The organism is uncultured Roseibium sp., assembly GCF_947494555.1.
Taxonomy (GTDB): Bacteria; Pseudomonadota; Alphaproteobacteria; order Rhizobiales; family Stappiaceae; genus Roseibium.
In genome coordinates, this window is sequence record NZ_CANLVF010000006.1 from 231,479 (window position 1) to 244,318 (window position 12,840).

Annotated in this window: 14 protein-coding genes; 6 read left to right on the forward strand and 8 right to left on the reverse strand. The window is 58.1% G+C overall.

All coding sequences use genetic code 11. From position 1 onward, the window contains the following. Nucleotides 1-11: 11 nt before the first annotated feature. Nucleotides 12-740 (reverse strand): response regulator transcription factor, encoded by a 729-nt coding sequence (locus Q0915_RS26030; protein ID WP_299483650.1) that lies wholly within the window; start codon nt 738-740, stop codon nt 12-14. Between the two features lie 120 nt (nt 741-860). Further along, on the reverse strand, nt 861-2,624 hold the full coding sequence (locus Q0915_RS26035; protein WP_299483651.1) for a PQQ-dependent methanol/ethanol family dehydrogenase: 1,764 nt from the start codon (nt 2,622-2,624) through the stop codon (nt 861-863). A 349-nt stretch (nt 2,625-2,973) separates the two neighbouring features. On the opposite strand from Q0915_RS26035, the gene Q0915_RS26040 reads away from it, so the two are divergent. The 4 genes from Q0915_RS26040 (at nt 2,974) to Q0915_RS26055 (ending at nt 6,281) form a co-directional block, all read left to right on the forward strand. Beyond that, nucleotides 2,974-3,951 (forward strand): ABC transporter substrate-binding protein, encoded by a 978-nt coding sequence (locus Q0915_RS26040; protein ID WP_299483652.1) that lies wholly within the window; start codon nt 2,974-2,976, stop codon nt 3,949-3,951. Further along, nucleotides 3,932-4,708 (forward strand): ABC transporter permease, encoded by a 777-nt coding sequence (locus Q0915_RS26045; RefSeq protein ID WP_299483653.1) that lies wholly within the window; start codon nt 3,932-3,934, stop codon nt 4,706-4,708. Before Q0915_RS26040 ends, Q0915_RS26045 begins: the two co-directional genes overlap by 20 nt. After that, the gene (locus Q0915_RS26050; RefSeq protein ID WP_299483654.1) at nt 4,705-5,310 is read left to right on the forward strand and encodes an ATP-binding cassette domain-containing protein; all 606 of its coding nucleotides are present in this window, start codon (nt 4,705-4,707) and stop codon (nt 5,308-5,310) included. The genes Q0915_RS26045 and Q0915_RS26050 overlap by 4 nt, the downstream gene beginning before the upstream one ends. 98 nt (nt 5,311-5,408) lie before the next feature. Further along, entirely contained in the window at nt 5,409-6,281 is an 873-nt protein-coding gene (locus Q0915_RS26055; protein ID WP_299483655.1) for a polyhydroxybutyrate depolymerase, read from the forward strand. 18 nt (nt 6,282-6,299) lie between these two features. Here Q0915_RS26055 and Q0915_RS26060 read toward each other — a convergent pair whose 3' ends face one another. Genes Q0915_RS26060 through Q0915_RS26085 form a run of 6 tightly spaced genes read right to left on the reverse strand, consistent with a single transcriptional unit; the run spans nt 6,300 to nt 10,941 of the window. Further along, a complete protein-coding gene (locus tag Q0915_RS26060; RefSeq protein WP_299483656.1) occupies nt 6,300-6,848 on the reverse strand; it encodes a tetratricopeptide repeat protein in 549 nt (182 codons plus the stop codon). Nucleotides 6,849-6,884: 36 nt separating this feature from the next. Next, nucleotides 6,885-7,676: an ABC transporter permease gene (locus tag Q0915_RS26065; RefSeq protein ID WP_299483657.1), complete on the reverse strand. Its 792-nt coding sequence runs from the start codon at nt 7,674-7,676 to the stop codon at nt 6,885-6,887. Then, nucleotides 7,673-8,395: an ABC transporter ATP-binding protein gene (locus Q0915_RS26070; protein ID WP_299483658.1), complete on the reverse strand. Its 723-nt coding sequence runs from the start codon at nt 8,393-8,395 to the stop codon at nt 7,673-7,675. Before Q0915_RS26070 ends, Q0915_RS26065 begins: the two co-directional genes overlap by 4 nt. Then, nucleotides 8,392-8,847, reverse strand: a complete 456-nt coding sequence (locus Q0915_RS26075; protein ID WP_299483659.1) for a hypothetical protein — start codon at nt 8,845-8,847, stop codon at nt 8,392-8,394. Before Q0915_RS26075 ends, Q0915_RS26070 begins: the two co-directional genes overlap by 4 nt. Nucleotides 8,848-8,868: 21 nt before the next feature. After that, a complete protein-coding gene (locus Q0915_RS26080; RefSeq protein WP_299483660.1) occupies nt 8,869-9,840 on the reverse strand; it encodes a YVTN family beta-propeller repeat protein in 972 nt (323 codons plus the stop codon). 3 nt (nt 9,841-9,843) lie between these two features. Continuing rightward, nucleotides 9,844-10,941: an ABC transporter substrate-binding protein gene (locus Q0915_RS26085; protein ID WP_299483661.1), complete on the reverse strand. Its 1,098-nt coding sequence runs from the start codon at nt 10,939-10,941 to the stop codon at nt 9,844-9,846. A gap of 239 nt (nt 10,942-11,180) precedes the next feature. Between Q0915_RS26085 and pedF the strand changes: the two genes are divergently transcribed. Continuing rightward, a complete protein-coding gene (gene pedF, locus Q0915_RS26090) occupies nt 11,181-11,906 on the forward strand; it encodes a cytochrome c-550 PedF (RefSeq protein ID WP_299483662.1) in 726 nt (241 codons plus the stop codon). After that, complete coding sequence (locus Q0915_RS26095) at nt 11,906-12,823, forward strand: transporter substrate-binding domain-containing protein (protein ID WP_299483663.1); 918 nt, start codon at nt 11,906-11,908, stop codon at nt 12,821-12,823. The genes pedF and Q0915_RS26095 overlap by 1 nt, the downstream gene beginning before the upstream one ends. The last annotated feature ends 17 nt before the right edge of the window (nt 12,824-12,840 follow it).

A 12,840-nucleotide genomic window follows, 5' to 3' on the forward strand; every position in this document is an offset into this window, starting at 1 on the left:
GCCCGGCAAGGCTAGTTGTGGTGCCGCAGCGGCCTGAAACCGGGATTGGCAGATGCCGCGGTATCAAATGGGTCCGTCGTCCCGAGGGCCTCGAGTTTCTTGACTTCAATCACAGCCTGCGTGCGGCTCGAGACGCACAGTTTTCTGAGAATTTCAGAAACGTGGGCTTTCACCGTGGTTTCGCCAACCTGCAGCTCATAGGCGATCTGCTTGTTCAAAAGCCCGCTGCAGATCATCTGCAGAACCCGGATCTGCTGCGGCGTCAGGCTCGACAGGCGCTCGATCATCTTCCGGGTCTGGTCGTCAAGCGGCTCATCTTCGGCATCGGTGTAGTTTTCGGGCAAATAGGTCGCCCCGTTCATGACCTGCTGAATGGCCTCTGCCAGCGTCGTTTTTTTCGATGATTTGGGAATAAACCCCGCCGCACCATAAGCCATCACCTGCGCGATTATCGGCGGGTCTTCGGCACCTGAGACGACGACAACGGGCAGCCTTGGATAATGGGTTCTCAAATGCAAGAGCCCGTCCATCCCTTTCACACCGGGTATGGAGAGGTCCAGTAGGGCAAGATCGAACCCTGAATCGTCATCCAGCAATTCGCATGCGTCGTCGAGCGAAGCCGCATCAAGGGTATCTGAATTCGGGTAGGCCAGTTCCACTGCACTGTGAAGCGCTTCCCGAAACAGAGGATGGTCGTCTATGATCAGGAATTTGGTCGCGCCGTCTGCCTCGATTGACATGATCCCTTGCCTTCCGGTTTCGGACGATGGGTACCGACAGGTTCTTGCGTGCGATTGTTTCGCATCGAAGACGGGACGCTTCCGGCAGACAGGCCGCCGGAAGCGTCGAACCGTTCCGTCTTAGTTCGATGATGCCAGCTGCTTGGGCAGCTTGAACACCCAGATTGAACCACCCTGGTTCAGATAGTTCACCTTCTTGGCGACCTCACCGCCCCAAAGCGGAACCGCACCACCCCAGCCGGACGCAACCGCGATATACTGCTCGCCATCCATGTCCCAGGTGATCGGCTGGCCGACGATACCGGAGCCGGTCTGGAAGGACCAGAGTTCTTCGCCGGTATCCGCGTCAAAGGCCTTGAACTGCCCTTCGGGCATACCGGTAAATACGAGGCCACCCGCCGTGGTCATCACACCGCCCCACAAGGGTGCGTTGTTCTTGTGTTCCCATTTGATCTCACCGGTGTTCGGGTCAATTGCCTTCAAAGAGCCGATGTGGTCTTCGAAGATAGGTTTGATGGTGAAGCCGGACCCCAGGTAAGCTGCGCCTTTCTTGTAGGTGATCGGCTCGTTCCAGATATCCATGCCCCATTCGTTCGACGGAACGTAGAAGAGGCCCGTATCCGGATTGTGCGCCATCGGCATCCAGTTCTTGCCGCCCAGGAAAGACGGAACCGCGAAGACGACTTCACCCTTCTTGCCGTCGGCAGCCTTGCTCGGGTCGCCGGGCCGATTGTTTTCAACGAATTTCGGGCGGCCATCCTCACCGATGCCTTCTGCCCAGGTGATCTGCTTGACGAACGGCCAGGCGTTGACGAAGGCACCGTCATCACGGTTCAGGATGTAGAAGAAGCCGTTCCGGTCGGCAGTCGCGTAGCGTTTGTTTCCGCTCGCATCGACGAAGGGAATGACTTCGTTGACACCGTCAAAGTCCCAGCCTTCGCGGGGCGTGGTCTGGTAGTGCCATTTGATTTCACCATTTTCCGGATTGATGCCAATGCGCGAGGCTGCGTAGAGGTTGTCACCTTCGGTTCCGGTCGGATTGCCGGCGGAACGAAGCCAGCTGTTCCAGGGTGCCGGGTTGCCTGCGCCGAACACCAGTGTGTTGGTGTCCTGGTCATAGGTGCCGCCGAGCCACGTCGCGCCGCCGCCTGTCTTCCACATGTCACCGGGCCAGGTCGCGTTGAGCGTGCCGGTCATGGTGCTTTCTTCGCCCTTGAAGGTGCCCATATGGCCTTCGATGACGGGACGGGTCCAGACCAGTTCGCCGGTTTCCGCGTCGCGGGCCTGCACCTCACCGATGATGCCGAATTCACCACCGGAATTGCCGGTCACGATGAGCCCGTTCACAATCACCGGGGCAGCCGTATAGGAGTAGCCTGCCTTGTAGTCGGCAATTTTCTTGCGCCAGACCACATCGCCGGTCTTCAGATCCAGTGCCACGATCCGCGCATCGAGCGTTCCGAAGAAAATCTTGTCTCCATAGATGGCCGCGCCGCGGTTTACCACGTCACAGCAAGGCAGAATGCCTTCGGGAAGACGCGCGTCATATTGCCAGATTTCCTCGCCGGTCTTCAGGTCAATCGCGTAAAGGCGCGAATAGGACCCGGTGATGTACATGACCCCATCGTAAATCAGCGGCTGGGTCTCCTGACCGCGCTGTTTTTCACCCCCCAGTGAAAACGCCCAGGCAGGAACCACGTTTTGAACGTTGTCCTTGTTGATGATCTTCAGGGGTGAATACCGTTGCTGATCCCGGCCCATGCCGTTGGTCAGAACGCTATCAGTCGTCGCCTGATCGTTTGCCAGGTCCTCTTCCGTCACATCGGCGTGCGCTCCGGTCATCGCAAGTGCGCTGACCGCTGCCATAGCGAAAAACTTCCTCATCCTGTCTCCTCCCAGGTTCAGTTCGGACAGAGCGACGTGTTCTGAAACCGCATGAACACACGAAGCCACCGCCTCCCTCATTTTTAAGTCTAGTGGAAACACCCAATCGCGAGAATTGCACCATAGTGCACCTTTCAAACGCCGGAATTCTGCGAATCCGGACCTGTGCATTGCAACAAATTCATTCTTTCGCGCCGCGGCGGCAAAGAAGGTAAATCCCAGATCGACACTGCGCTCTTGCAGCCCGTGACCTGACCATTGCAAACCGGGAAGCCTTGCCGACCGAAAGTCCAATTCATTGCGGTTTCACGACTGCTAAGCTGAAGCGAAAATCCAATGGGAGGAAATCATGCATCGGCTCATCAAACTGCTTCTTGTTAGCTTTTCTTGCCTGATGCTCGCCACCGCCGCGTACGCGCAAGAGACGCCCGTCCTGAAGGCCGCTGTCCTCAAGGTCGGGACCGTCAACTGGGAACTCGATACCATCAAACACAATGGCCTGGATATCGAAAACGGGTTCAAGCTCGAAGTCATGGGACTTGCCGGCAATCCCGCGACCCGTATCGCGTTCCAGGGGGGCGAAGCAGATATCGTCGTTGCAGACTGGCTGTGGGTCGCCCGCCAGCGCGCTGACGGGCACGACTATGTGTTTGTGCCCTATTCCAAATCCGTAGGCGGCCTGATGGTTCCAAACGATAGCAAAGCCCAGAGCCTGAAGGATCTGGCCGGTCAGAAGATCGGCATTGCCGGTGGCCCGGTCGACAAAAGCTGGCTTATTCTGAGAGCCTACGCAGAACAGGAATACGGGATTGATCTCGCCGCGGAAACGCAACAGGTGTTCGGCGCCCCGCCGCTGATTTTCAAGAATGCGCTCTCCGGTGAAACAGACGGTGCCATCAACTTCTGGCATTTCGCAGCCAAAATGAAAGCAAAGGGAATGCGCGAGCTGATCTCAGTTGCTGATGCCGCGAAGGCACTCGGTCTCGATCCCGAAACGCCGCTTCTCGGGTATGTCTTTCACGGCGAAATGCTCGAAGAACAGCCGGATCTGGTGCGCGGCTTCATGGCTGCATCGAGAGGTGCCAAAACCATTCTGGCAGATAATCCCGAAGCCTTCGACAGGATCAGACCAATGATGCGGGCAAAGAGCGATGCCGATTTCGAAGCCCTGAAGGCAGGCTTCATCGCCGGCATCCCGGCACCTGGACCGGTCGATGAAGAACAGGCCGAGCTGATGCTGGAGGTCATGGCCCGGCTCGGCGGTGAAAAACTCGTCGGATCCGCAACAAAACTGCCGGAGGGTGTGTTTGTCGTTCCGGAAGGCTGATCCGAAACTTGCAGCTTCCGTCAGGACCCGGCTGATATCGCTGGGTCTGCTCATCCTGGGCTGGTCGGCATTCGCCGCGGCCCTGGCAGATCCTCAGACCCTTCCGTCGCCGCTCGAAATCGGCCGACTGACCTTCAACGAGCTCACCGGCGGGCCGCTGCTGTTTCACTTGAGCGTTACCCTTGGGCGTGTCCTCGCCGCCTTCATTCTCGCCATGGCCATCGGAACGGTTTTCGGTCTGCTGATGGGCCGGAAGAAACCCTTCGACACGTGGCTCGATCCCTGGCTGCTGTTTTTTCTGAACCTGCCCGCTCTTGTAACCATCGTGCTTTGCTACCTCTGGATCGGTCTGACGGAAGTCGCGGCAATCACCGCGGTCGCGATCAACAAGATCCCCATGGTGACGGTGCTCATACGCGAAGGTGCACGAACGTTCGATCCGTCCCTTGATGACATGTCCAGAATATTCCGCGTGACGCGCCTGACTCGGTTCCGGCACATCGTCGTTCCACAGCTGGCGCCTTTCTTCGCGGCAAGTGCCCGAACTGGCATAGCCCTGATCTGGAAGATCGTTCTTGTGGTCGAGTTTCTGGGCCGATCAAACGGCGTCGGCTTTCAGATCCACCTTTATTTCCAACTCTTCGATGTCGCGATGGTGCTGACCTACGCCCTGTCGTTCATCGTCGTGATGCTGACGATCGAATTCACCATTCTTCAGCCGTGGGAGCGCCGCGCAAGCCGGTGGCGCCGGGCATGATTGAGATCGACATTCACAGCAAGTCGTTCGGTGACCAGCATGTGCTCGGGAGTGTCTCGCTGACGATACCAGCCGGAGAATGCGTCGCCGTTCTCGGTCCCTCCGGCATCGGCAAGACGACGCTCCTGCGCATTGCAGCGGGCCTCGACACGGAGTTCGATGGACACGTCACGCGGCCGGAACGCCTGGCAATGGTCTTTCAGGAGCCAACGCTTCTGCCCTGGCGCACCGCGGCGGACAACCTCAAGCTCATTGTCGGTCTGACGGACGACGACGCCGACGCAGCGCTGAAGCGCGTCGGGCTTGATGGCAAAGGCGGACACCTGCCGGATCAGTTGTCGCTAGGTCAAAGGCGCCGCCTTGCGCTTGCCCGCGCCTTCGCCGCGCAGCCGGATTTTCTTGTCATGGACGAACCCTTTGCATCGCTCGACAAGGCGCTTGCCGCCGAAATGATCGCGCTGACACGCGACCTTCTGAAAGGTGCGCGTATCGCGACGCTTCTGGTCACGCATTCAGAATCCGAGGCCGAGGCACTGTCCGACCGGACTTTGCACCTGCACGGCCGGCCGGCTGTCCTGACGGACGCACAGGCTGCGGACTGAAGGCTTCTCACACGTTTCCCTAACAGCGTTTTGAATTGGTCCTTCTGCGCAACCGCAATACTGTTCGCCGTGAAAGAACCTTTGTGGCGGTCTGGCTAATGAAATTTTCTTCGGTTTTGGGTGCTCTTTTTTTGTTTGCAGGCATTGGAACAGCCGGTGCAGGCGAGACGGCCGATCACCCTTGCGGGCTGGAAGCTGCCTGCAGCGCGGACGCAAGGCCCTATCGCGCCAAACCACCAGAGGGCTGGGACGGCGTGGAACCCCTCCCGGTGCTCATTCATTTCCATGGCTGGAAACGCGATTCCAAGCATCCACTTAAGAACCCGAAAGTTCTGACTGCCATAAACGAGAACAAGGCCCTGCTGGTCGCTCCCGAGGGGCTTCACAGAACCTGGGACTTCTGGGAACGCGACAATCGCGATGTCCCATTCGTGCGAGCCGTTCTTGAAGACGTGGCAACGCGGTATCCGATCGACAAGACGCGCATCTACGCAACGGGTTTTTCCTATGGTTCCGCAATGGCATGGCGTGTCGCCTGCGACGCCGGCGACCTGATCGCCGGGATCCTGCCTGCGGCAGGAACGCTCTATAATCAGGACAGGGTTTCCTGCCCGACCGGTCCGGTGAACGTCATACATGTTCACGGCTTCAAGGACAACGTCATGGAACTTCCGCGAGAAGCGGACGGCAATCCGAACATTGCCGTCGATCTCTGGCAACGGACCAATTCCTGTGCGGTTGAACCGGACCGCACGGAAACCCTGAACGGCCATGATTGCCTGGTCTGGTCTAGCTGCCAAAGCGGAAAGGAAGTCATGCTATGCCTGCATGAGCGCGGCCATATTGTCCCCAAAGGCTGGATCAAGAACGCGCTGGAGCGTGCGTTGCAGAAATACCGGCTTGGAGAAAACACATACGGTCAGCTCAACCCAGCGGTCCAGGGCTCAGCGCCGACCTCGCTGGCGAACTGAAACCGAAATCCTGCGCGCTCAGTAGATGCGCTGGAATTTCCATTCGTCGGCATCGGGTGTCACGGCTTTCCAGTCGTAGTCGAGCCGCTTCAGTTCTTCAGCTGTTTCAAATCCCTGCTCTGCAGACCGGTTTATAAACTCCCGGCCCAGATCAATATCCTGCTCGACACCGTAGCCGCGCAAGAGATCGAGCCCGTAGTTGAATTCTCCAATCGGGTCGCCCGCTTCAGCAGCCTTCCGGTCCCAACGGGCGGCAGCTTCGGGATCCTCGCTCTCGCCAAGTCCGTTCTGGTCCATGTAGGCCATCCAGGTCATCGTGCCCGTCCAGCCCTTGTCAGCGCAGGTCTGGAAGACCTTGCGCGCGGCTTCATGATCACCCTTTTTGGTCAGCAGGTACCCTTGGGCGCAGACAACCATGTCAACATCACCTTCCAGGGCTCGGGTCAGTGACTTGCTCAGGCTCATTTCGTCCGGGTTGAGTGTGCCGCCGCTGTCGACCTCTTCGGCGAGCGCAGACTGTCCCCAGATACCAGCGACGAGAAAGAGCGAAACGCAACGAAACTTCATGCCTTGGCCTCCTGTTTCCATACCGGCCCAACGCGCTCAGGTTTTCCTTCGAACCATACCACGTGCCGGATCATACCCCCAAAGACTGCCCAGGGAAAAGACGGTGAATGCCAACAGCACCCATAGAAGAGCAAACCAGTCGACCTGGCCATAAAGGGCAAACCGGATGAGTTCGACACCATGGGAAAACGGATTGAAGGCGCAGATATCACGCAGGATGGTCGAGGCCTCCGCCATTTTCCATAGGGGATAAAGCGCTGTTGACAGGAAGAACATCGGGAAGATGACGAAATTCATGACACCGGCAAAATTCTCCAATTGGTTGATCGTGCTGGATAGCAGCAGCCCGAGAGCGCCCAGCATCAGACCGTTGAGGATCAGCGCGGGCAGGAGCGCGAGGTAACCGGCAGGTGAAAAACTGATGCCCGTGAGCGCTGCAATCGCCAAAAACGTATAGACCTGAAAGATCGAAATCGTGGTGCTTGCAAAGAGCTTGGAGAACAGAAGCCACCAGCGCGGAATAGGGCTGGTCAGGAGCAGGCGCATCGATCCCATTTCACGGTCGTAGACAAGGCTCAGGGATGACTGCATGCCCGAAAAGAGCTGGATCATGCCGCAAAGGCCCGGAACGATATAGATCTCGTAAGTGATGTAGGTCTGATAGGGCGGCTGAATAGACAGTCCAAGGGCTGCGCGGAAGCCCGCAGCGAACACGATCAGCCAGACCAGAGGACGAACGATAGCTGCAAGGAAACGTCCGCGCTGAGAAACGAAGCGGAGGGCTTCCCGGTGGACAATCGCAAGCAGACAGATAAGAGCCGCTTTCATTCACCCGCCCCCGTCATTTCCAGAAACCGGGACTGCAGGGACGATGTTCCAGCGACCTCACCGGCACGGCCGTTCGCGCAGACCTTGCCCTGATGCAGCACGATGAGGTGATCGCTGTCGTCGATCTCGTCAACCAGATGGGTCGCCCAGAGCACCGTCAGGTCCTGCTCTTTTGCCATGCGGTGAACATGGCGCGTGATTGATTGCCTCGTGGCTGCATCCAGCCCAACTGTCGGCTCATCCAGAAGCAGCACATCCGGGTCGTGGATCAGCGCCCGGGCAATTTCCATGCGCCGCCGGTGCCCACCGTTGAGTGCCCGGACTTTCTCGCCCACGCGTTCGGCCATATCGAGCCGTTCAAGAGCAGATCTGATCCGCCGGTCGGCATCCTTTCCCGAGAGCCCGTGAAGCGCAGCGAAGTATTTCAGGTTCCGCCATACCGAAAGATCCAGATCCAGCGTTGGCTGCTGGAAAACGACACCAATCCTGGCCAGTGCCTGGCGGGGTTCTTTCGCCAGCGAGTGTCCGTCAATCGTGATGTCGCCCGCATCAGGTACGAACAATCGCGTCAATATGGAAAAAAGCGTGCTCTTTCCAGCGCCGTTCGGTCCCAGAAGCGCGCAGAACATTCCCTTTTCGAGCGAAAAGCTGATGTCGTTCAGGGCAGTCTTCTTGCCATAAGAATGGGTGACACCCTGAACGCCAAGGCGGGCTGTCACTTAATGGTAATCTCCAGGCTTTGGAGTTCGCTACCCGGCACGCCGAAATTGTATGTCCCTGGCTTGATTGCCAGGAAACTGATTTCCGCGGTGCCGGCTTCATCGAACTCGAGACTGTCGACGCCAAGCGGCCGGATTTCAATCCCCTCAATCACGATCTCGTCGATCCAGATGGCCCTGAAAAATCCCGCTCCGGCAAGCGCCAGTTCCTGACTGCCGTCGGCTTCGATTTCGATTTCGTAATAGGTGCCAGACTTCAGCTCCAGCTTTCCGCTTTCGTTGAGCGGCACCCCGGCGGACAGTGTCAGGGGTGGGAGGTCTTCCCGGTTGTCACGCGACAGGATCCCGGCGGTTCCGAAGGTCGGCGCGTCATCGTCATCATCGTCACCGTCTGCCATGACAGGCGCCGTCAGAAGTGCGAATGTGGTCACGCACGCGAGTAAGAGTTTCATCTGTTCCTCCCGGATTAATCGTCAGTTCGTCGGCCGGTACGCCGCCCCCCAGGGGAAGCGTCCGACTTTGATCGTTTTTATTGGAGCCAGTTCGGCAACGTCGATCACGGTCACGTCGCCGGAAACGCCGTTGGTGGTAAAAAGCAGGCTCTCGTCGCCATTGAACGCCATATGCCAGACGCGGCGACCGACCAGAAGATAGTCCGTAACCTCATAGGTTTCCGGATCCACGACCGCGACGTGGTTCGACGGTCCGAGCGCGACAAAAACGTGTTTGCCATCCTTGGTCATTTCAAAGCCGACAGGCTGGACGCGGTCCGGATGAATGCCCTGGATCTCGAAGTTTATCTTGGCCTTTTCCGTCTGGCTTTCCCGGTCGAAGACGGTGATCGTGCCGCCGATTTCGGAACTGACCCACAGCTCGGATCCGTCATGTGTGAATTCGGCATGGCGCGGGCGCTGATCGACAATCGTGTTTGCGAAGAGCTCCTGCGTCTTTGTGTCGATCCAGTGGGCCATGTTGGTGGTTTCCGACGTGGTGATCGCGATATCGCCATCGGGCGACACCGCCATCCCCTCCGGCTCGATGCCGACATCTATCTGCGCGATGACCTTGCGGGTTTCCGTGTCGACGACGGTGGTGATCGCATCATCCTCGTTGGCTATGTAAAGATGCCGGTTGTCCGGATGCAGCACGAACTGCTCCGGATCTTCACCTGAAGGCAACTCGTGAAGGATCTTGCCGGTTTCCGGGTCAATCACCTGGACGGTGTCGCTGTCGGACGCACACAGATAGAGAACCGAATGATCGATCGCGAAGGTTATCCCACGCGGTCTTTCTCCCACATCGATCGTGCGAACCACTTCAAGCGTATCGATGTCGATCACGCTGATCGTGTCGTCCTTTTCGTTCGACACCCAGATTTCGTCAGCCGCCGCAGTGGACAGGCCGAGACCGAGCGCAAGCGACACGGCCGGCAACAAGATGCGCATGTTTCACTCCCTGAAAGCTGTACAGGCGGTTTCCGCCTCGTCTATTCCGAGCGTATCGAGCTCGGTTCTTTGGTGCAGGAACCCTTCGAACGGGGCCTGGGCGACGACGGCCCGTCCGTGCGTCACCGGTATCGGCTGTCTCATTTGCCCATTCCAGGTCCGGAAGGTCTGTGGCCTTCCCTTGAACCCGGCGAGTTCAAAGTCGTCCGACAAAATGTAGGCACGGATGGCGGATGGTTCCGCCTGATTGGTCCGCGTCACCGCCTCTCCGATCGCCCTTACGGCTGCCCACGCAGCATAATCGACCGGACGCATTGGTCTTTCGGCGCCCTTTACGAACCTCTTCTGAAGCTGTGCAGCGCCCCATTGCTCGACGGTTCGATCCCAGGCTGCAGGAACCAAACCTTCGGTGCCGGCAACGGGGCGCGGTTCCCAGGTATTGAAGGGCACATAGCGGCTAAAATCATCTGTTTCGTCAGCAACGATCAGAAGATCGTGTTCCGGGAAATCCTGCGTTAAAAGTGGCAGTTCCTGAAAAGCGTTGCGCCGCATGTCGGCATCCACGTCCCAGACCTTGCTTTCCAGCATGCGAATTCCAAACTTCCGTGCCGAGCCGGCAATTGAATCCGCAAAGGCTTCGTCCTTCGGATTGGGTCCGGACAGCATGACCCAGTCTGTCCATTTTTTTCGGACCGCGAACTGCGCAAGCGCATCCGTCAGCATCGCGCGCGAAGGGAGTGTGTGCAGAAGGTTCGCGCGGCAGGACTCGTTCCTGAGATCCGTATCGGGAGCACCAGCGTTTAACAAAATCGCGGTCCCGGCCTCAGGCAGGTCGGCCAGCATCAGCAACTTGTTCTTGGGCGCCTTGACGACAACAAAGGGCGTCAACGCAAGCAGCTCGCGCGCAGCGGCTTCAAAGTCGCCACCCACGTCCACAATACGTGTCTCCAGAGAGTAGAACTGCTTCAGAAAACGACCGGTCGTCGCATTGTCCTTTAGGCCAAGCTCGGCACCTGACAGACCCTCGTTTTCAGGAACCGGGTCGAGATTTGAAAGCACCGGCGGTTGTACTTCAACCTGTTCCAAGTAGCCGATCGTCACTGACACTTCCGCATGCGCAACACTGCAGCAAAACCATAATATCACTAAGTATTTCGCGATCGGCCTGACAATCATAAAGTCATTCTCCGTGATCCGAATACCGGTGAGTTCCCGATGCCTCATAGGTTAATCTGACAATCGCACACTGGGCAAGAAAAGGAGACTTGTCCCTTGGTACAATAGCGCCGCTGCGTGAGCTGTGCGTATCTAATTCCGGCGATCTCGGGAGGAGAGAACTCATGAATTTTCGCAAATGCATGCTGGGCATCTTTGCGGCTGGAACCGCCCTTTCCCTCACATCTCTGGACCCAATGGGAAGAGTGGAAGCGCATGGCGATGTGGCGCCTCAGGCGGTCGATACTGCGGGACTTCCCGACCTTGGCGAGGAGTGGCTTGAGGAGAACCCCTGGAGAGATCCGGAGAGTGAATTCTGGGCGCTCGCGATCAGCATCGGCGCATCGGGCTATAACCAGAATTGCGCGCGCTGCCACGGGCTTGAAGTCATATCCGGCGGGCTGGCGCCCGATCTCAGATATCTTGAAGCGGACGACTTCGGCGACGAATGGTATCTGGAGCGCTACCAGAACGGCTACACGCAAAACGGCGTCACCAAAATGCCGGCGTTCGGCGACTTGCTTGGCCAGGAAGCTGCCTGGGCAATCCGCACCTATGTGGAGACACGACCAGATGAGGGGGCTCTCGATCCACACTCGGATCGATTGAAAGCCATCCGCGACGTGATCAAGGAACTTGCAGACAAGGCAACGCCTGCGGCCGAAGCCGAGGCGACCATCGCGCCGCTGCGCATTGAAATGGACGAAATTGCGAATTCCCTGGAAACGGGATCCGGTGCTCCGAAAGCAGAATCGGTTGCGTCCCGCGCCGTGCTGCAGTTGGATGGTTCAGACGACAGTCTCAAGAAAACCGCAGAGATCCTCACGATCGGATTATCGGCCGCCGAGTAATGAAAACAACTGCGAAACGAGCAGCAATCGCGTTCCTGGCTATTTGCAGCGTGGCCGGGACGCCTGCCCTCGCGCAAAACTGCCAGAATGTGCGCTTTGGCGACGAAGCCGAGCGCAAACCACAGAATGTCGGCCGGGACATTGTCGGCCAGAGCCTGGATGACATCCAGGAACGCGGCACGATCAAGATCGCCGTCTACGAGGACTTTCCACCCTTTTCCTATGAAGAGAAAGGCGTCCTCAAGGGCGTCGATATCGAGATCGGCAAACTGATCGCCGCAGACCTTGGTGTCGACGCACAGTTCATCGTGACTGCAGCAGATGAGAATGTCGACGGCGACCTGCGTAACAACGTCTGGCGCGGGAAGCTCATCGGCGGGCAGATTTCCAATGTCATGCTGCATGTCCCCTATGACCGGGAACTCGGATGCCGAAACGAGATGGTCGTGCTCAACGGTCAGTATTACAACGAGCAGCTTGCCATCGCCTATCGCAAGGACGCCTATCCCGAGGACCCGCCGGTTCCGGCCTATTTCCGTTTCGACACGGTGGGTGTCGAAAACGATACGATTTCCGATTTCTACCTTTCAGGCTTCGCCCGCGGGCAGCTGGTCGGCAATATGCGCCGCTTTCCAACGGCAAGTGATGCCATGTCGGCCTTGGCAGAAGGCGAGATCATGGCCGTCATGGCGCCCTTGTCGCAGCTCGAACACGATCTCACCGACGAGATCGGGGTGCATACGCCACCCTTGCCAGGACTGGCCAAGTCGTCCTGGACCCTGGGACTGGCCGTGCGGCACAACTGGCGGCCCCTTTCCTATGCCGTTGACGACGCCATCCGATACGCGATCGACGACGGGCGCATGGCCAAGATCTTTGAAGACCATGGCCTGACTTACACGAAGCCGGAGTGGTGACGTCTGAAGCCGGGCAG